This is a genomic window from Kocuria sp. CH-021 (assembly GCF_049716185.1).
GTDB lineage: Bacteria > Actinomycetota > Actinomycetes > Actinomycetales > Micrococcaceae > Kocuria > Kocuria cellulosilytica.
In genome coordinates, this window is sequence record NZ_JBNAFK010000004.1 from 74170 (window position 1) to 92743 (window position 18574).

14 protein-coding genes are annotated in these 18574 nt (G+C 73.6%); 8 read left to right on the forward strand and 6 right to left on the reverse strand.

Annotated elements, in window-relative coordinates; translation table 11 throughout:
• The first annotated feature begins 162 nt into the window (after window positions 1–162).
• On the forward strand, window positions 163–1836 hold the full coding sequence (locus ACPYN7_RS04095) for an MFS transporter (protein WP_424346755.1): 1674 nt from the start codon (window positions 163–165) through the stop codon (window positions 1834–1836).
• Between the two features lie 85 nt (window positions 1837–1921).
• Here the strand turns inward: ACPYN7_RS04095 and ACPYN7_RS04100 are convergent, their stop codons facing one another.
• A complete protein-coding gene (locus ACPYN7_RS04100; protein ID WP_424346756.1) occupies window positions 1922–2902 on the reverse strand; it encodes a patatin-like phospholipase family protein in 981 nt (326 codons plus the stop codon).
• A 421-nt stretch (window positions 2903–3323) separates the two neighbouring features.
• Here ACPYN7_RS04100 and ACPYN7_RS04105 point away from each other — a divergent pair, with 421 nt between their 5' ends.
• Window positions 3324–4352: a M12 family metallopeptidase gene (locus ACPYN7_RS04105; RefSeq protein WP_424346757.1), complete on the forward strand. Its 1029-nt coding sequence runs from the start codon at window positions 3324–3326 to the stop codon at window positions 4350–4352.
• A 461-nt stretch (window positions 4353–4813) separates the two neighbouring features.
• The gene (gene katG / locus ACPYN7_RS04110) at window positions 4814–7021 is read left to right on the forward strand and encodes a catalase/peroxidase HPI (RefSeq protein ID WP_424346758.1); all 2208 of its coding nucleotides are present in this window, start codon (window positions 4814–4816) and stop codon (window positions 7019–7021) included.
• Here katG and ACPYN7_RS04115 read toward each other — a convergent pair.
• Together ACPYN7_RS04115 and ACPYN7_RS04120 are read right to left on the reverse strand one after the other, a co-directional pair.
• Window positions 6990–8489: an FAD-dependent monooxygenase gene (locus tag ACPYN7_RS04115; RefSeq protein ID WP_424346759.1), complete on the reverse strand. Its 1500-nt coding sequence runs from the start codon at window positions 8487–8489 to the stop codon at window positions 6990–6992. The genes katG and ACPYN7_RS04115 overlap by 32 nt on opposite strands.
• Before the next feature lie 169 nt (window positions 8490–8658).
• Window positions 8659–9864 (reverse strand): FAD-dependent monooxygenase, encoded by a 1206-nt coding sequence (locus ACPYN7_RS04120; protein WP_424346760.1) that lies wholly within the window; start codon window positions 9862–9864, stop codon window positions 8659–8661.
• A gap of 253 nt (window positions 9865–10117) precedes the next feature.
• On the opposite strand from ACPYN7_RS04120, the gene ACPYN7_RS04125 reads away from it, so the two are divergent.
• The 3 genes from ACPYN7_RS04125 (at window position 10118) to ACPYN7_RS04135 (ending at window position 13590) form a co-directional block, all read left to right on the forward strand.
• Window positions 10118–11293 (forward strand): PucR family transcriptional regulator, encoded by a 1176-nt coding sequence (locus tag ACPYN7_RS04125; RefSeq protein WP_424346761.1) that lies wholly within the window; start codon window positions 10118–10120, stop codon window positions 11291–11293.
• 61 nt (window positions 11294–11354) lie between these two features.
• Window positions 11355–11969 (forward strand): class I SAM-dependent methyltransferase, encoded by a 615-nt coding sequence (locus tag ACPYN7_RS04130; protein WP_424346762.1) that lies wholly within the window; start codon window positions 11355–11357, stop codon window positions 11967–11969.
• 157 nt (window positions 11970–12126) lie between these two features.
• Complete coding sequence (locus tag ACPYN7_RS04135; RefSeq protein ID WP_424346763.1) at window positions 12127–13590, forward strand: protein adenylyltransferase SelO; 1464 nt, start codon at window positions 12127–12129, stop codon at window positions 13588–13590.
• 250 nt (window positions 13591–13840) lie between these two features.
• On the opposite strand, the gene ACPYN7_RS04140 is transcribed toward ACPYN7_RS04135, so the two are convergent.
• A complete protein-coding gene (locus ACPYN7_RS04140) occupies window positions 13841–14590 on the reverse strand; it encodes a hypothetical protein (RefSeq protein WP_424346764.1) in 750 nt (249 codons plus the stop codon).
• 240 nt (window positions 14591–14830) lie between these two features.
• Between ACPYN7_RS04140 and ACPYN7_RS04145 the strand changes: the two genes are divergently transcribed.
• The gene (locus tag ACPYN7_RS04145; protein WP_058872720.1) at window positions 14831–15043 is read left to right on the forward strand and encodes a hypothetical protein; all 213 of its coding nucleotides are present in this window, start codon (window positions 14831–14833) and stop codon (window positions 15041–15043) included.
• A 141-nt stretch (window positions 15044–15184) separates the two neighbouring features.
• On the opposite strand, the gene ACPYN7_RS04150 is transcribed toward ACPYN7_RS04145, so the two are convergent.
• Window positions 15185–16285, reverse strand: a complete 1101-nt coding sequence (locus tag ACPYN7_RS04150) for an excalibur calcium-binding domain-containing protein (protein WP_424346765.1) — start codon at window positions 16283–16285, stop codon at window positions 15185–15187.
• A 298-nt stretch (window positions 16286–16583) separates the two neighbouring features.
• Here ACPYN7_RS04150 and ACPYN7_RS04155 point away from each other — a divergent pair, with 298 nt between their 5' ends.
• Window positions 16584–17189 (forward strand): hypothetical protein, encoded by a 606-nt coding sequence (locus ACPYN7_RS04155; RefSeq protein WP_424346766.1) that lies wholly within the window; start codon window positions 16584–16586, stop codon window positions 17187–17189.
• Here the strand turns inward: ACPYN7_RS04155 and ACPYN7_RS04160 are convergent.
• Window positions 17122–18360: an FG-GAP repeat domain-containing protein gene (locus tag ACPYN7_RS04160; protein ID WP_231738250.1), complete on the reverse strand. Its 1239-nt coding sequence runs from the start codon at window positions 18358–18360 to the stop codon at window positions 17122–17124. The two genes, ACPYN7_RS04155 and ACPYN7_RS04160, sit on opposite strands and share 68 nt — an antisense overlap.
• Between the last annotated feature and the right edge of the window lie 214 nt (window positions 18361–18574).

Consider the following 18574-nt stretch of genomic DNA (forward strand, 5'->3'; position numbering starts at 1 on the left):
CCCGACCGGGCAACGACAGTCCTCGCCTTCCCGGGTGGGGTGTGCCGTTCGAGGACCGTGGCCGGGGGAGCGTGCTCGCCCGGCCGGGCCGCTGCAGAACTGCTCCTCGGTGCCCCGCTCCGAGCCGTTATCGTGTCCGCACCCCTCACTAGACTGAGCCGCATGAACGAGCAGGAACCGGGTCTGTCCCGGGCCGCGGTGGCCCCCGTCGGCCGTGCGGCGCTCCCCGCGGACGCGACCGGCACGCCCGCTCCGACCGACGACGGCCAGGCCCCGGACCTCGTCGATCCAGGTGCCGTCGACACCTCCCTGCGCAGTCCGGCGCAGCGCTCCCGCACCTTCGCCGGGATCCTGGTGAACACCGCGCTCGCGAACATCACGACCAGCTATCTCTGGTTCGCCCTGACGTTCTGGGTCTACCTGCAGACGCGGAACGTGATCGCCACCGGGGTGGTCGGCGGCGCCTACATGCTGCTGATCGCGCTCTCCAGCATCAGCTTCGGCACCTTCGTGGACCGCTACCGCAAGCTCGCCGTGATGCGCTTCGCCGCGGCCTTCACCCTGGTGATGTTCGTCCTGGCCGGAATCCTGTTCCTCCTCGCCCCGGCGTCCGCGATGGCGGACCTGACCCAGCCGTGGATCTGGGTCTTCGCCCTGGTCGTGCTGATCGGTGCGGTGGTGGAGAACATGCGCAACATCGCCCTGTCCACCACGGTCACGATCCTCATCGAGCCGGACCGTCGCGCCAACGCCAACGGGCTGGTGGGCATGGTGCAGGGTCTGATGTTCATCGTCACCTCGGTGCTCTCCGGCCTCTCGATCGGGCTCCTGGGCATGGGCTGGACGGTCGTGGTGGCCGTGCTGCTCACGGCCGTGGCCTTCGGGCACCTCCTGACGCTGCGCATGCCCGAGGAGGTGCGCGCCGCGGCCACGGACGCCCACGGCGGCTTCGATCTGCGGGGAGCCTTCGCGGCCGTGCTGGCCGTGTCGGGACTGTTCGCGCTGATCCTGTTCTCGACGTTCAACAACTTCATCGGCGGCGTCTACATGGCCCTGATGGACCCCTACGGCCTGGAGATGTTCCCCGTCGAGATCTGGGGAACGGTCTTTGCGCTCGGCGCGACCGGGTTCATCGTGGGCGGGGCGCTGATCGGCAAGTTCGGGCTCGGGTCCAACCCGCTGCGCACCATGCTGCTCGCGGTGATCGCGATGGGCGTGCTCGGGGCGGTGTTCACCGTGCGGGAGTGGGCCTGGCTGTACGTCCTCGGCATCTGGCTCTACCTGGTGCTCGTCCCCTTCGTGGAGGCGGCCGAACAGACGATCATCCAGCGTGTCGTGCCGCTCGAGCGGCAGGGCCGGGTGTTCGGATTCGCCATGGCGTTCGAGTCGGCGGCAGCGCCGGTCACCGCGTTCCTCATCGCGCCGATCGCCCAGGTCTGGATCATCCCGTACGCACGGTCGGCGGAGGGCAGCGCCCAGCTGGCTCCTCTGCTGGGCGAGGGCACCTCCCGGGGCATCGCCCTGGTGTTCCTGGTGGCCGGGATCATCATGATCGCGGCCGCGCTGCTGGCCTTCCTGACTCCGGTCTACCGCCGGGTCTCGGCGTCGTACGCCCAGGTTGCCGCTGAGGCCGGCGGGGACGCGGGGGCCGGCGGGGATGCGGGGAACGCGGGGGCCAGCGGGGACGCGGAGGGCGTCAGGGAGCCGGGGAACGCGGGGGCCGGCGGGGACGCGGAGGGTGTCAGGGACCCGGGGATCGCAGGGACCGGCGGGGACGCGGAGATCGTCAGGGACCCAGGCAATGCCGGGGACGGCGTTCGCGCGCCCTCGACCTGAGGGTGTCGGCAGCCCGCCCCGAGGACGACGGCGGGAGCGGTGGCCGGCCCGCGAGCTCGGCGGGGTCGGCAGGGCCGGCGAAGCTTCAGCGGTGTGCGGCGATGTAGGCGCTGAAGTCCCACGGCGGGCGGTGGGCTGAGCCGTCGAGGAACTTCTCGGCGGCCCGGCGCCCGTTCTGGTAGAGGAAGTCCCGGTCGTCGTCGGTGAGGTTGAAGTCGGTGGCGCGGATGGCGCCGGTGTCGACGAAGATCGTGCGGGCCTGGGCGTCGGAGGACTCGATGTGCATCTGGTCGTAGAACCCGGTCATGGTCTTGAGCATGGCCCGGCTCATGCTCACCGGCCCGTTGATCGGGTACTTGGTGCCCTGGACCGCGTCCGGATGCGCGGAGAGCTTGATGCCCAGGGTGGGCCAGCGCGGCGCGGTTCCGGTCGGGGCGTCGAAGACGCTGATGGGATAGTTCGAGAGCATCCCGCCGTCGACCAGCCAGGCCCTCCGGCCGTCGGCGGTGTCCCAGCGGACGGGACGGTAGAAGAACGGGATGGACATCGAGGCGCGGACCGCCTCGACCACGTGCTGGGCGCCCCGGTCGCGGCCGAACTCGTCGTAGTCCCAGGGCAGGTAGCGCAGCCGGCCCCTGCTGATGTCCGAGGCGGTGACCACCAGCCGGAAGGCCCGCTCCGGGGCAGGGGGCCGCTCGTCGTCCGTGTAGGGCAGGTCGGCGAATGTCGTGACGCCGTAGTCGTCGAGCTGGGACTGCAGCCAGGAGCGAAGGTGCTCACCGAGGTAGATGCCGTTGCGGGCCAGGATCCCGGCGGCCTTGCCCGCGGTGGTCCGGGTCAGCCGGGAGCCGTCGCGGAAATCGGGGTACTGGACGGAGCCGATGATGTCCACCAGTTTCCTCGCCGGGGCGCCGGCGGCGACCAGGGCCCCGACGATGGCTCCGGCGGAGGTGCCGGCCACTCGTTTGAAGCGGTAGCCGCGCTCCTCGAGCACCTCGATGGCCCCCACCAGGGCGATGCCCTTGACACCCCCGCCCTCCAGCACCAGGTCGGCAAACTGTTCCATGCAGCCCACGCCCCTCAGGCAGGTCGGATTCCTGAGCCCAGTACAGCAAAGGATCGGGGGAGAAGGAACGAGTCCACGGCATGCGGTTTCATGTGACGAGGGTGCATTCGTGCAGCGACGATCTGCGGAGCCGGAGTCCCGCTCCGTCCGCCCAGCAGCGCATCAGGGCGAGGCTCGCCACAACGTCCCACGTCGGAGCCGGGTCCTTCATGTTGTCGTCACATGATCACAGCCGCAGCACGGGGAGGACCGACCTCTTGGACGTGCTGCTCGCCCGTGGTTGTGTCGATGCACATCACTGCGACGGCACTCGCGGTGCGCCGCGCGGAACGACTGCCGCCGGGATTCTCCGGCGGCGCCGCACGGGCCGTGGCCGTGCGGCATCCGAGATCGCAGGACAGGCACGTGTCAGGAGCCGACCATGACCGATTCCCCAGTTCGTCCGTACTGCGCCGTCAAGCCTCGCATCGTCCGTCCGGTCCCGGAGGGACTGGTGGCTGTCAGGCAGCGGCTCGTCCGGCTCATGGCGCAGAAATGGGTCAACGGCACCGTGCTCCACTACGCGTTCCGCGAGGGCCCCGAGCCGCAGCGCCAGGCGGTGCGGAGCGCGTTCGAGGAGTGGAAGGACCTGGGGATCGGCCTCGGCTTCCAGGAGGTGGACGAGCCGGGGGAGGCGGAGGTCAGGATCTCCTTCGACCAGGCCGACGGGTCCTGGTCCTACGTGGGCAGGGACGTCCTGACCATCGGCACCCAGGCACCGACCATGAACTTCGGCTGGGACCTGACCGACGAGTACGGACGCACCACGGCGCTGCACGAGATCGGCCACACGATGGGTCTGCCCCACGAGCACCAGAACCCGTTCGCCGGAATCGTGTGGGACGAGGCCAGGGTCTACGAGTTCTTCGCCGCGGCACCGAACCACTGGTCCCCGGAGACGACGCACCACAACGTCCTGCGCAAACTGGGCCAGGACGAGGTGGAGGGCTCGACCTGGGATCCCGACTCGGTGATGCAGTACGCGTTCCCCGAGGGGCTCATCAAGGAGCCCGCCCGCTACCAGCCGGGAATCAGCCCCCCGGGCGGTCTCTCGGGCAAGGACACGGAATGGGTGCGGACCTTCTACCCGGTGCTGCCGGACGCGCTCCCGGCCCTCGAGCCGTTCCGGTCCACGCCGCTGACCCTGGCCCCGGGGGAGCAGGCGGACTTCGAGTTCACCCCCGACGCGTCGCGGAAGTACCAGGTCGCGACCTTCGGGACCGCCGACACCACGCTGGTGCTCTTCGAGGAGGTCGACGCCGAGCTGCGCTTCCTCGCCGGCGACGACGACAGCGGGGAGGACCGCAACTCCAGCCTGTCGGCGAAGCTCTTCCGGGGAAGGCGGTACGTGGTGCGCGTCCGGCTCGCCTGGGCAGGACAGTCCGGGGACACCGCGATCATGCTCTGGTAGCCCGGGGCGTGCTCCACCCGCTCCACGCGCGGCGGCTCTGCCCAGCACTGCCGCCGAGGCCGGGACCAGCGGAGCGAAGATCCTTGACGGGCTCCGGACCGGCCACGACACTTTGAGGGTGGACGCACAGCTGGATCCCCAGCAGCTCTCCCGGAGCGCCGCCCAGCGGGTCGACCCGACTCCGCCGGGGGCTCCGGACGCCGTGACCACTCACTCGCACGTCGCCACAGCCCCGGTCCTCCGCGGCGTCCGTCGCGCTCTCCCCGCCCCGTCGGCCCCGGCCGCGCACACCGCCCTCCGGAGTCCGGACGGCGCCACCTCCTGCCTGACGGCGCCCGGGCGTCCGACAGCACCCGGTGACCGCGTGCTGTCCGCCCACGGGTGCGGCTCGTCCGCCGAGGCCGGTGCGCATGCTGCACGACCGGTCCCGGCCCCGCACCGCCATTCCGGAAGGAAGACCCATGTCCCAGACATCTGACGCTCCCGTGCACGGCAGCGAGAGCGAGAACCCGGCCATCGACGCGCCCACCCCCAGGACCGGACAGCCGCGGACGGTCCAGGACTGGTGGCCCGACCAGCTGGACCTGGGCGTCCTGCGGAAGCACTCGACCACGACCGACCCGCTGGGCCCCGACTTCGACTACGCGAGCGAGTTCGAGAAGCTCGACGTCGAGGAGCTCAAGCGCGACCTCGCAGACCTCATGACCACCTCGCAGGACTGGTGGCCGGCCGACTTCGGGCACTACGGAGGGCTGTTCATCCGGATGAGCTGGCACTCGGCCGGCACCTACCGGACCGCGGACGGCCGCGGCGGCGCCGGCGAGGGCGCCCAGCGGTTCGCCCCGCTCAACAGCTGGCCGGACAACGCCAACCTGGACAAGGCCCGGCGCCTGCTGTGGCCGGTCAAGCAGAAGTACGGCCGGAAGATCTCGTGGGCGGACCTGCTGGTGCTCGCCGGGAACGTGGCGCTCGAGTCGATGGGCTTCAGGACGTTCGGCTTCGGCTTCGGACGCGAGGACGTCTGGGAGCCCGAGGAGATGTTCTGGGGCCCTGAGGACACCTGGCTCGGCGACGAGCGCTACGCGGGCGACCGCGAGCTCACGGGCCCGCTGGCCGCGGTGCAGATGGGGCTGATCTACGTCAACCCCGAGGGCCCCCAGGGCAACCCCGACCCGCTCGCCTCCGCCAGGGACATCCGCGAGACCTTCGGGCGGATGGCGATGAACGACGAGGAGACGGTCGCCCTGATCGCCGGCGGGCACTCGTTCGGCAAGACCCACGGTGCCGGACCCGCGGACCACGTGGGGCCCGAGCCGGAGGCCTGCCCAGTCACGGGCCAGGGTCTGGGCTGGAGGAGCACCTACGGCACGGGCAAGGGCCCGGACACGATCACCAGCGGCCTGGAGGTGACCTGGACCAGCACCCCGACCCGGTGGGGCAACGGCTTCTTCGGCAATCTCTTCGGCCACGAGTGGGAGCTGGTCGAGAGCCCCGCGGGGGCGCACCAGTGGGTGGCCAAGGACGCCGACGAGACCGTCCCGGACGCCTTCGACCCCGAGCGGAAGCACCGGCCGACGATGCTGACGACCGACCTCGCCCTCCGGGCCGACCCGGAGTACGAGAAGATCTCCCGGCGGTTCCACGAGCACCCGGAGCAGTTCGCCGAGGCGTTCGCCAAGGCCTGGTACAAGCTGCTGCACCGCGACATGGGTCCGGTCACGCGCTACCTCGGGCCGTGGGTCCCCGAGCCGCAGCTGTGGCAGGACCCCGTCCCGGCGGTCGACCACGAGCTGATCGGGGACGACGACGTCGCCGCCCTGAAGGAGACCCTCCTCGGCTCGGGGCTGACCGTGCCGCAGCTGGCCTCGACCGCGTGGGCCGCCGCGGCCAGCTTCCGGGGCACCGACAACCGGGGCGGGGCCAACGGCGCCCGCATCCGCCTCGAGCCGCAGCGCGGCTGGGAGGTGAACGAGCCGGAGGAGCTGTCCGAGGTGCTGCGCGTCCTCGAGCAGGTCCGGGACGACTTCAACGGTGGCCGCTCGGACGGCAGGAGAATCTCCCTGGCCGACCTGATCGTCCTCGGCGGCTGTGCGGCCGTCGAACAGGCGGCCCGCAGCGCCGGGCACCCGGTCGAGGTCCCGTTCCGGCCCGGGCGCACGGACGCCACGCAGGAGCAGACCGACGTCGAGTCCTTCGCCGTGCTCGAGCCGCGGGCCGACGGCTTCCGGAACTTCGTGAAGTCCGGCGCACGGCTCTCGCCCGAGACGCTGCTCCTCGACCGCGCCTACATGCTGAACCTCACGGCCCCGGAGATGACGGTCCTGGTGGGCGGCATGCGGAGCCTGGGCACGAACCACGGGCGGTCGGAGCACGGCGTCCTCACCGACCGTCCGGAGACGCTGACCAACGACTTCTTCGTCAACCTCCTCGCGGCCGGCACGGAGTGGAGGCCGTCCGAGTCGTCGGAGGACGTCTACGAGATCCGCGATCTCGCCACCGGTGAGCTCCGGTGGACGGCCACCGCGGCCGATCTGGTCTTCGGCTCGCACTCCCAGCTGCGGGCGATCTCGGAGGTCTACGCCAGTGCCGACGCCGGGGAGAAGTTCGTGCGCGACTTCGTCGCCGCCTGGGTGAAGGTCATGGAACTCGACCGGTTCGATCTCCGCTGACCCGGGGCCCGGGGCGCGGGCCGCACCAGGCGGTGAGCGCCTCCTCCAGTCCTGAGCGGTCTCCCTCGTCCACCCAGGCGACGTGCCCGTCCGGGCGGATCAGCACCGCGGTGGGCGCGGGGACGGTGCCCAGGACCGGGAGCTCCCAGGCCCCGGCGGGTTCGGCGGCCACCAGCCGGACGCGCTCGGCCCAGGGCCCGGCGTCGACGCCGTCCGGGTCCCCGAGGTCGAGCAGCACCGGCCGGGCCTCGTGCAGGAGGTCGAAGACCCGTGCGGGGCCACCGGCCGTGCGGAGGTCGAGATCGGGCATGCGCCGTCCGAGCAGGGGATGCCCCGCGCCGAGGTCGTAGTGGATGTCCAGACCGGACATCGTCGCGGCGTAGCGTCGTCGTGGCTCGTCCATGCCCAGCAGCTCGGCGACCGTCTCGCCCACGGCCCGCACCCGGTCGTCGGGCCGGCGCAGCGCGACCTGCGCCATCGTGAGGCGCAGCACGCGGGCCGCCACCGGGTGGCGCTCGGCGTGGTAGCTGTCCAGCAGGCTCTCCGGTGAGGTCCCCGCGACGACCTGGCCGAGCTTCCAGCCCAGGTTCACCGCGTCCTGCACCCCGGTGTTGAGGCCCTGCCCGCCGTCCGGGGCGTGCACGTGCGCGGCGTCGCCGGCCAGCAGGACCCGTCCTGCCCGGTAGGACGCCGCCTGCCGGGTCGTGTCGGTGAACCGGAAGATCCAGGTGGGGCTGTGCACCCCGTAGTCCGTCCCGTGCACGGCGACGAGCGCCTCGCGCAGATCGTCCAGGGTGGGCTCGCGACCGTGTCCGACGTGGCGCTCGGTCACCATGACCCCCACCGGCCCACCGTCCTCGGGGCGGCGGAAGGCGTGCTTGCCGAGACCGTCCTGGTGAATGCCCCACTGCGGCTCCTCGTCGAGCTCGACCTCGGCGAGCAGACTGCTGGTCGTCGGGTCCCACCCCGGGAACGCGATCCCCGCCGCCCTGCGGATCCGGCTCCGGCCACCGTCGCACCCCACGAGGCGGGCCGCCCGCAGCCGCCGGCCGTCGGACAGGTCCACGTCGACGCCGGCGCCGTCCTGGGCGATGCCCGTCACCTCGTGCCCGTGGCGGACGGGCACCCCCAGCTCACGGACCCAGCCGGCCAGGAGCCGCTCGATGTGGTTCTGCCACAGCGCCAGGCCGTAGGGATGACGGGTGGGGAAGTCGCTGATGTCCAGTGGAACACCGGCGAACCCGGCGACCTGGGCGGTCGTTCCCGCCGCGAGGAACCGGTCGGCGATGCCGCGCTGGTCGAGGACCTCGATGGTCCGCGCGTGCAGCCCGCCGGCGCGCGAGCCGACGAGCTCCTGGCCGGCCCGCCGTTCGACGACGACGACGTCCACCCCCGCCAGCGCCAGCTCGCCCGCCAGCATCAGGCCCGTCGGCCCTGCGCCGACCACCACCACGTCGTGCTCGTCCATGTGCTGCTCCTCGGCCCGCAGGTCCCGCTCCCGGCCCGAGCATTCTGCGGCGCGCACGGGGTCTTGCCGCAAGCCCCCCGCGCCGCTGTACGTTGGGAGTGACGAGCAACCACGCACGGCCCCGGCCGGGACGGCACCGGCCCCCGTTGCGGCCCGGGCGTCGAGCGGCTCAGAGCCAGGTTCCGCCGCCGGCCTCGTCGGGCACGTCGACGTCGGCGCGGAAGCCGTGGATCCACGCGAGATGCCGGTCGACGACCCCGGGACGTCCCAGCCGGGCGTTGCGCTCGTCGGCCCGTTCACCGTCGGGCAGGTGCAGCACGTCGGCGGTGGTGATCGAGGCGTACTGCACCTTGCGGGTCCGCCCGCGGCGCAGCCGCTCGTACTGCTCCCGCGCCGCGTCCCAGTCGGCGCTCCCGGCCAGCTGGTCGGCCAGCACGATCGCGTCCTCGATCGACTGGTTGGCGCCCTGCCCGTGGTGCGGCACGAGCGCGTGGGCGGCGTCGCCCAGCAGCGTCACGCGGCCGCGGGACCAGCGGGACAGGGGCGGGCGGTGGAACAGGGCCCAGCGCTCGGTGACGGGCACGGCCGAGACCATCTGCCGGACCGCCGGGTGCCAGTCGCGGAACCGCTCGAGGTGGGACCCGTCCTCGACCGGCACGACCCAGCGCCGGTGCGGCCAGGGCGAGGGCGCGCGCTCCACGAGGAAGAAGTTCTGGTCCCCGCCGCCGATGGGATAGTGGAGCAGGTGCGCGCCGGGGCCCGTCCAGAACTGGATGGCCCCGGGGTCCGGCAGCTCGGACAGCGCCTCGGGCGGCACGATGCCCCGGGAGGCGCTGGTGCCGGAGTACAGCGCGTCGTCGTAGCCCAGCAGCAGCCGCCGGGTGGTGGAGCGGGCGCCGTCCGCGCCGATGACCAGGTCGGCCTCGGCCGTGCTGCCGTCCTCGAAGCGCAGCACCGCGGCCGCGCCGTCGTCGTCGACGTCGACCAGGCGCTTGCTCAGGTGCAGGCCGTCCGTCCCGAGGGCTCCGGAGAGGATCTGCTGCAGGTCGGCGCGGTGGATCCCCACGTACGGGGCGCCGAAGCGCTCGCGGTAGCCCGTGCCGTGCCGGCCGATCAGCCGGCCGTCCCGACCGTCGCGGAAGACCAGCGCCTCGACCTCCGCCCACCGGGCGCTCAGCCGTTCCTCCAGGCCGAACCGCTCCAGGAAGAAGCGGGTCGCGTTGGCGGACAGCGCCACGGCGGCCCCCACCTCGCGCAGCTCCCCGGCCGCCTCGTACACCTCGACCTCGAGGCCGCGGCGGCGCAGCTCGATGGCCAGCGTCAGCCCGCCGATGCCCGCGCCGACGACGGCGATGCGCCTCCCGGTGGTCGTCATGCGTGATCCTCTCCTCATGCTCAGCCGTTCCTGCCGCGAAGCCCGTGCCACGGGGCTCGTGCTCCACCTCTGTCGCTCCGCTTCTCGGGGTGTCCTGCTCCGACCGTAGCCAGTGCGCGCCGTCACCCTCTTCGGACGGCTGTGGGAAGATCGTGCCGATTCGTCGGACACCGTGTCCGACGGGCGGTCGGGCCCCCGCGGCGCGCGACCGTCCACCCACCGCCCACCGCACCCGAGGAGCCACCGACCACCCGTGGACCGGACCCCCGACCTGGACGACCTGCTCCAGGACCTCTCCGAACGAGCCGGCCGCCGGCTGATCGTCCTCGACTCCGCGATGCGCGTGGTCGCCTGGTCGATCCACGAGTCCGACGACGATCGGCGCCGGCTCTCCGCCGCGCTCGCCCACAGCGACTCGTGGGACGTTCCCGCCGCCGGTCCCGAGGGCTTCGCCGTCGAGGACGTCCCGGAGCTGGGCCGGTGCCTGGTCATCGCGCTGCACGACCACCGCCACCGTGTCGGGCTCCTGCTCACCGTCCTGGAGGGTCCGCGGCCACCGTCCGCCGACGCGGTCCGGGTGCTGGTCGGCGAGGCGCCGGTCCTCGGCGTGCTGCTGTCCCTGCGGACGCTCTACTCGGCGCGGGACCGGGACCGGGCACGGACCCTGCTCACGGCCCTCGTCGCGGGCGATCCGGCGCGCCGGCCGGGAGCCGCCGAGGCCCTCGTGGGAGAAGGTCTCCTGGGCGCGTCGCGACAGTACTGCGCCGTGGTCCTCGGCACGGACCCGCTCGCGGCGGCACCGGACGAGACGGGCCGGACCGTGCTGGCCGTGCACCGGACCCTCGACTTCGTGGCCAGGAGCTCGACCGCGTCGGTGGTGGGCTCGACCTTCGACGACGGCACCGGTGTCCTCGTCTTCCCCCGGCCCGTGGTCGTCCCCCGCCTGGCGCGCATCCTCGCCCGGCCGGACGTGGCCACGGTGCGCGCCGGCATCGGCCCCGTGGTCGACAGCCTGCTGGACGTGCACCGCTCGTACCGCCTCGCGCGCCGCACGTGGCGCACCCTGTGGCTGGATCCCCTCGCGCACGGGCCGGTCAGCACCTGGGACGACGCCGGGCTGGACGGGCTGCTGGCGATGCTGCCGCTCGAGCAGCTGACGGCCGACGACCTGCCGCGGCAGGTGCGCCGGGTCCTCGCCGCCGGCCTGCGCCCCGAGCTGCTGCGGACGCTGGAGACCTACCTCGACTGCGGGGCCGACGCGCAGCGGACGGCCGCCGCGCTGCACATCCACCGGTCGACGTTCTACTACCGGCTCGACCGGCTCAAGGAGCGCCTCGACCTGGACCTCGACGACGGGCGGACCCGCAGCGAGCTCCACGTCGGGCTCCGCGTGGCCCGGCTCGCACGCCTGTGGCCACCGGAACCGTGATGCGCACCCACCCCTCCGGCGACGTGGCAGGGCACCACCCGGCGGGCGGTACCCTGGCGGGGTGGTGGAACAGAGCATGTGGATGCAGAAGGTGCGCGCGGATCCCGGGCACTCCTCGTGGTACGTCGAGCGGTTCCGGGCCATGGCCGCCGCCGGCGCGGACATCGTGGGGGAGGCCCGGCTGGTCGAGGCCATGGTCCCGCCCGGCTCGCGGATCCTCGACGCCGGATGCGGGCCCGGCCGGCTGGGCGGCCACCTGCACCGCAGCGGGCACACCGTCGTCGGGGTCGACGTCGACCCCGCCCTGGTCGCCGCCGCGCAGGAGGACCACCCCGGCCCCCGGTGGCTCGTCGGGGACCTCGCGGAGCTGGACCTGCCGGCCCGTGGCGTGCCCGAGCCCTTCGACGCCGTGGTGTGCGCCGGCAACGTGATGGCCTTCCTGGCCCCCAGCACGCGCACCGAGGTGCTGCGACGCTTCCGCCGCCACCTGATCGCCGACGGGCGAGCCGCCGTGGGCTTCGGGGCGGGGCGCGGCTACCCGTTCCCGGAGTTCCTGCGGGACGCCGAGCGGGCCGGGCTCGAGCCCGAGCTGCTGCTCTCGACCTGGGACCTTCGCCCGTTCCGGGAGGACAGCGACTTCCTGGTGGCCGTGCTGCGGCCTGCGGCGCGGCACTGATCCGGGGTGCGGCACCGGCGCCACGGTGGGGCCCGCGGGGTGCGGCACCGGCGCCACGGTGGGGCCCGCATCCCGCGGTGCGTTCCCGGCCCCGCGGTGCGGCCCGGACTGCGCCGGCCCATCGGCAGCGCCGGATCCGCCGGGTAGCGTGGACGGTGTGAGCACCCAACCCCTGTCCGCCGTCGTCCTCGAGAGCCGCTTCGCCCAGGAACTGGGGGAGCTGTCCGTGCCGTGGCAGGCCGACGACGTCGCCGCCCCCCGGCTGCTGGTCCTCAACGAGCCCCTGGCCGCCGAGCTGGGCCTGGACCCGGAGTGGCTGCGGAGCGCGGAGGGCATCCGCCTGCTGATCGGCAACCTGGTGCCGCACGGGGCCGTGCCGGTCGCGCAGGCCTACTCCGGGCACCAGTTCGGCTGGTACTCCCCGAGCCTCGGCGACGGGCGCGCCCTCCTGCTGGGCGAGCTGGTGGACGCCGGTGGCCGACGCCGCGACCTGCACCTCAAAGGCATCGGGCGGACACCCTTCGCCCGCGGGGCCGACGGTCTCGCGGCGGTCGGTCCGATGCTGCGCGAGTACGTCCTGAGCGAGGCGATGCACGCCCTCGGCGTGCCCACGACCCGGTCCCTCGCCGTGGTGGCCACGGGGCGGCAGGTGCGCCGCGAGAGCCTCCTGCCGGGAGCCGTGCTCGCCCGGGTGGCGAGCAGCCACCTGCGCGTGGGCACCTTCCAGTACGCCCGGGCCACGGGCGACATCGACGTCCTGCGCCGGCTCGCCGACCACGCCGTCGCCCGCCACCACCCCGGCGTCGCCGGTGCCGAGCACCCGCATCTCGCGCTGTTCGAGGCGGTGGTGGCCGCCCAGGCGTCACTGGTGGCCCGCTGGATGCTCCTCGGGTTCGTGCACGGGGTGATGAACACCGACAACACGACCGTCTCGGGGGAGACCATCGACTACGGGCCGTGCGCGTTCCTGGACGCCTTCGACCCGGCCGCGGTCTACAGCTCGGTCGACCGCGGTGGGCGCTACGCCTACCGCAACCAGCCGGTGGCCGCGCAGTGGAACCTCGCCCGGCTCGCCGAGGCCATGCTGCCGCTGCTCCACGAGGACCAGGACCGGGCGGTGTCCCTGGCGGAGGAAGCGCTCGAGGCGTTCCCGCGGCAGTACAGCGCGGCGTGGTCGGCGGGAATGCGGGCCAAGCTCGGGCTGCCCCAGGACCTCGACGACGACGTCGCCTCGTCCCTGGTCGACGACCTGCTGGTGCTGCTCCAGCAGGACCGCGTCGACTGGACGGCGTTCTTCCGCGCCCTGAGCGGGACCGCCCACGCCGGCGCGCACGCCGCGCGGGACCTGTTCCTCGACCGGCGGAAGTTCGACGCCTGGGCCGAGCGCTGGCGGGCCGTGCGCCCCGACCCCGAGGCGATGGATCGCGTGAACCCCGTCTACATCCCCCGCAACCACCTGGTGGAGGAGGCCCTCTCCGCGGCCGTCGAGGGCGACCTCGACCCCTTGGGGCGGCTCCTGGAGGCGGTGACCGCTCCCTACGACGAACGCCCCGGCCTGGAGCGCTGGGCCGCCGGGCCCCCGGACGACTTCGGCCCCTACACGACCTACTGCGGGACCTGAGGCGCCTGGGCCACCTCCTGCCGGGCCTGCGCGCCTCGCCCCCGGACGACTTCGGCCCCTGCACGACCTGACGCGGGACCTGAGCTGCCCGGGTCACCTCCTGCAGGACCTGCCGCGCCTCGCCCCCGGACGACTTCGGCCCCTGCACGACCGGCTGCGGGACCTGAGCCGCCCGGGTCACCTCCTGCAGGACCTGCGCGCCTCGCCCCCGGCGGAGCTGCCGGGTCCGGGCGCACGGGCCGGCGGGCGGTCAGCCGCCGATGTACTCCCCGGTCACGCTGTCCACGGTGCCGTTCTCGATGCCCGTGCACTGCGCGACGCCGGCCTCCGTCACCGGGTCGTAGTTGACGCAGAAGGCGTCGTAGTAGGGCACGCCGCTCCGCCACGCGGCCAGGGCCTCGTCATAGCTGAACTTCTCCGGGAACGGCACCGCTCCCACGTCGGTGTTCACCTGCACCTGGCAGCTCCCGGGTCCGCCCGGAGCAAAGGCCAGGAGCTGACCGACCGTGTCGACGACGTCGATCCGGTCCTGGCCGGTGCCCATCGCGGACTGGTAGGCACCGCAGATCTCGACGGCGACGGCGCGGTCGTTCGTGTCCGCGGTGAGGCGGTGCGCGAGTCCGCCGCCCTGGACCGCCTGCTGCTCGACCCTGGTCACGGTCCCGGTGTACGGCTGTCCCTCGGGAGTGGCGGCGAACGCGGCCCACGGATCGGCGGGACCGGGCTCCCCGGCCGCCGGGGGAGCGTCCTCGGGCTGCGGCCCGGAGTCCTCGTCCGGCTCGGGGGCCGGCTCAGTGGTCGGCTCGGGGCTCGGTGCGGGGGTCGTCCCAGTGGCCGGCTCGGGGGTCGGCTCCGGCGTTGTCCCCCGAACGGTGTCCGCGGGGGAGGGCGAGGTCCGGGCGGCAGGAGTGCTCTCCTGGGCCGGGGGATCGCCGGCGCAGCCGGCCAGGGCGAGACCGGTGGCGATGAACAGACTGGTGACGACGGCCTTCGTGCTCATGAGGTGCCTCTGCTTCGCTGGGGGGCGGGATCTCCACTGTAGGCGGCCCGCCCGGCGAACCCCGGTTGCCACCCGGTGGCCCGCCCGGATCTGCCCACCCAAGAGGGGTCAGACGGGGCGGGGAGCGCCGTGCCACGATGCGGAGGGCATGCCGCCGGACACTGCCACGATGCGGAGGGCATGCCGCCGGACACTGCCACGATGCGGAGGGCATGCCGCCGGACACTGAAGGGAGCCGCTGTGCCGCACCAGATGACGCTGATGTTCTCCAACATCGTGCTGACCCTCGTCCTCGTCACGGCGTGCTATCTGCACCTGGACGGCGGGCGGTGGTGGTTCCCCTGCCTGTGGTTCGTGGGCATGGCCGCAGGGTCCCTGTGGGACGCGCTGCCGCACCGCCGCGCGGCGGAGTTCGCCCGCGCCAGCGGTGGGCGGGCCGCCTGGCAGTCCTGAGCGCGAGGAGGCGCCCTCAGGGCCGGCCGGCACCGTCCCGGCCCAGCCGGCGGCCCAGGACGACGCCGCCGGCGCGGGAACGGAAGCCGACCGGCCGCTGAACGGGCGTCATCGGCCCCGCCGTCCTCCTCCGCCGGCGCCCTACTCGCACGCGACGCCGTCGCCGTCACGGTCCATGGCGCTGCGGTAGCCGGGCTGTCCCCGCAGCAGCGGGGCGGCGCCGGCCTCCCGGGCGGCCGTGCAGTTGGCGTAGTGGACGTCCGCCGGGGCGGCCGGAGCCTCCTCGACCACGACGGGGGCCGGCTCCGGAGCGGTCCCGGCGGGGATGTCGCCGAACGGAGTGCCGGCGGGCAGCTGCTGGTCGGGGCACTCGGCGAGCACCTCGGCCATGGCGTCCTTCTCGGGTGCCGTGACCCACAGGCCGTAGCGGGACTTCACCGCGATCTGGATCGCCACCATGTCGCAGGCGAAGGCCCGGTTCGGGGGAAGCCACCCGGCGGCGTCCTGGTCGGACTTCGACCCGTTGGCCGGGCCGTCGACCGCCAGCAGGTTCAGCGGGTCGTTGGCGAGGGCCACGCGGTCGGCCGGGGAGAGCCGGCGCGCCCCGGTGACCCAGGCGTTGCCGAGCGAGACGACGTGGTCCACCTGGACGTCACCGGAGGTCGCGACCCCGCGCACGAAGTCGATGCTCGCCCCGGTGTAGGGGTCGGCGAGGGTGCCGGTGTCGACCCTGCACCCGTCGGCGGAGGTGACGCCGGTCAGGTCGCGGGCCAGGACCTCGTTGCGGGAGTCCTCGCAGTCGCCGTCGGCGTCGATCCAACCGCCGAACAGGGCCTCGCGGTCGTAGTCGGACATCGTCCCGGCGGCGGCGACCGTCAGGCCCTCCAGGGCCAGGAACGCCCCCGAGGGCGGGGCGACGGCGCGGACGGGAGTCTCCGCCGGCTCCGGGGACGGGGCGACCGTGGTGACGGATCCCGGTGTCCTCGAGGAGGTGGGCGAGGGAGCATCGCTCGGCACGGCGCTCGGGGACGGAGCGGCGGGCACCGTCGTCACGGTTCCCGGGACGGGGCCGGGCTCGGCGCCCGGGTCGGTGGACGCGGTGCTGGACGCGCAGCCGGCGACCAGCCCGATCGCCAGGGTGAGGTGCAGCGGCACCGCCACGATCCACCGGCCCGCGGCGGAACCGCGGCGGGACGTCAGGCCCGTTCCCGGGGCAGGGGAGGGGGAGGGGGTGTTGCTCATGGTGCTCCTGGGGGGAAGAGGCGAAGCGTGCCTGGTGGGGGATGCGCGTGGGGGAGCGCGCGGCACCCTCCAGTTCTACGTCCGCTGCCCGGCCGTCACCGCGCGGCGCGCCGCAGACGACGGCCACCGGCGCGAGTGTGACGCCGGTGCGTGCCCGTCCGGCCGGGGAGGCCTGCTCCGCGGCTCGTGCCGGAGGTCCCCGCCGCGCCCGCCATCCCCGGATGAGGGGTCAGACACGCGGGCTCACCGGGTGCGAGGATGCGGTCACGGGGGATCGTCCGAGGGAGGGGAGGGGCTCGTGCTGGCCGTGCGCGACAAGCTGCTCCTGGGGCTCTGGCTCCTGCCGGTGGCACTCGGTCTCGTGGTGGGACTGCGCGTCGGGGACGACGACGGCTCCGTCATGCTGTTCGTCACCGGCATCGTGGCGGCGCTCTACGTCGTCGTGCTGGTCAGCACGGTGCACTCGGCGCGACGCCGCCGGGCCGAGCCGCCCGCCGCCGCGCCGGGGCCCGGCGAGCCCGCCGGCGAGCCCGAGCCCGGTCCGGGCACCGAGCCCGGTGCCGCGGGCCCGCCCGGCGAGGACGGCCGTGCGCTCGCGGTCTCACGCGCCCTGCAGCTGGTCCTGATCGTCTCCGCCGCCGTCTACGTGGTCGTCGCGGAGGGCGGCTGGACCTTCGTGGTCGTCGCCGCGCAGCTCATCACCGTGATCACCATGGCCGCCTACGTCCACGAACGAGGGGCGGCGCCGGTTCCGGTGACCTGGCACGGCCCCGCCCCCGTCCGCGCGGACGGGGGCGGGGCCGTGACCGGACCGCGACGGAGCGCGGCCGGCGGGCTCAGGACAGCTGCACGTACGTGGCCGAGTGCCCGAAGCCCACGACGTCGTCGCGACCGTCGCCGTTGACGTCACCGAGCAGACGCGGATACCGCTCCTCCGTCCAGCCGTCCGCCCAGCCGAAGGCGGCGGTCTTCAGGTACACCGGACCGAAGGTGCTGTCCGCCCGGCCGTGCGCCACGTAGACCCCGGCGTTGCCGAAGCCCACGATGTCCTGGATGCCGTCGACGTTGATGTCCGCGTGGGTCCGCGGATGACGGTCGCCCCGCCACCCCTGGGCCTGGCCGAAGTCGTTCACCCGCACGGCCACACCGGTGTAGTTCCCCCCGTTGAGCGAGTGGGCGACGGAGACCCCGGAGTAGCCGAAGCCGATGATGTCCGCCGCGGCGCTGCCGGCGGGGTTGATGTTGACGTCGGCCAGCATCCGCGGGTGCTGGTCCACGCGCCACCCCTGGGCGTAGCCGAAGTTGCGGATCTCCAGCGCGGGCTGGGTGAACGTGTCCCCCAGCGCCGAGAAGTAGGAGACGTACGTGCCGGCGTCGCCGAAGCCCACGATGTCGGCGGTGCTGTTGCCGTCGACGTCCGCGAGCATCCGCGGGTTCTTGTCGACCCGCCAGCCCCGGTCCCAGCCGAAGCTGTCGATGCGCTTGCCGGTGCCCGTGAACGTCCGGTCGGACAGGGCGTGGGAGATGGTGACGCCGGAGTACCCGAAGCCCACGATGTCGGCGGTCAGGTTGCCGTTGAGGTCGGCGAGCTCGCGCGGGTGCCTGTCGACGCGCCAGCCCTGGTTCCAGCCGAAGTCGCGGACCTTGAGCTGCGGCGCGGTGAAGCTGCCGTCGCCCTGCGAGTAGGCCACGTAGACCCCGGCGTTGCCGAAGCCCACGATGTCGTCGCGGCGGTCGCCGTCGACGTCCGCGAGCGTGCGCACGTGCCGTGCGTTGGACCAGCCCTGGGCGGTGCCGAAGTCCCGCACGCTGAACCTCGGGGTGCCGAAGGTGCCGTCGGCCCGGCCGAAGGAAACCTGGACGCCGGCGTTGCCGAAGCCGACGACGTCGGCGCGGCCGTCACCGTTGACGTCCGCGAGCTCGCGCACGTGCTGGTCCACGCGCCAGCCCTGGGCGTAGGAGTACACGGGCTGTGCGGTCGCGGCGTGGGCCGGTGCGGCCACGGCGAGCCCTGCGGTCACCAGGGCGGTGGCGGACGCGCCGGTGAGCACGCGCGAGAGGAGTGGGTGTTTCATGGTGGGTCCCCGAGGTGGTGAGGTGGATCGTTCGGCACGGGCGCGGGTGGCACGTGCCGGAGACGTCGGTCGACCCCCGGTCGACCGGGAGATGTCCCCCGGGGCGCGGCGCGCCTTCCGGGGAACCGGTGGCTCCGGGAACGTCGTCCCGGAGCCGAGGCGCAACAGCTGAGGGCTCCAGTTTACTCCTGCAACGATCGCCGTCACCAGGGGT

Bases quoted from the DNA above. Each gene is read 5' to 3' on its own strand.
- ACPYN7_RS04150 (WP_424346765.1), bottom strand. From the start codon at position 16,285: ATGAGCAACACCCCCTCCCCCTCCCCTGCCCCGGGAACGGGCCTGACG.
- ACPYN7_RS04100 (WP_424346756.1), bottom strand. From the start codon at position 2,902: ATGGAACAGTTTGCCGACCTGGTGCTGGAGGGCGGGGGTGTCAAGGGC.
- ACPYN7_RS04160 (WP_231738250.1), bottom strand. From the start codon at position 18,360: ATGAAACACCCACTCCTCTCGCGCGTGCTCACCGGCGCGTCCGCCACC.
- ACPYN7_RS04115 (WP_424346759.1), bottom strand. From the start codon at position 8,489: ATGGACGAGCACGACGTGGTGGTGGTCGGCGCAGGGCCGACGGGCCTG.
- ACPYN7_RS04140 (WP_424346764.1), bottom strand. From the start codon at position 14,590: ATGAGCACGAAGGCCGTCGTCACCAGTCTGTTCATCGCCACCGGTCTC.
- ACPYN7_RS04095 (WP_424346755.1), top strand. From the start codon at position 163: ATGAACGAGCAGGAACCGGGTCTGTCCCGGGCCGCGGTGGCCCCCGTC.
- katG (WP_424346758.1), top strand. From the start codon at position 4,814: ATGTCCCAGACATCTGACGCTCCCGTGCACGGCAGCGAGAGCGAGAAC.
- ACPYN7_RS04105 (WP_424346757.1), top strand. From the start codon at position 3,324: ATGACCGATTCCCCAGTTCGTCCGTACTGCGCCGTCAAGCCTCGCATC.
- ACPYN7_RS04120 (WP_424346760.1), bottom strand. From the start codon at position 9,864: ATGACGACCACCGGGAGGCGCATCGCCGTCGTCGGCGCGGGCATCGGC.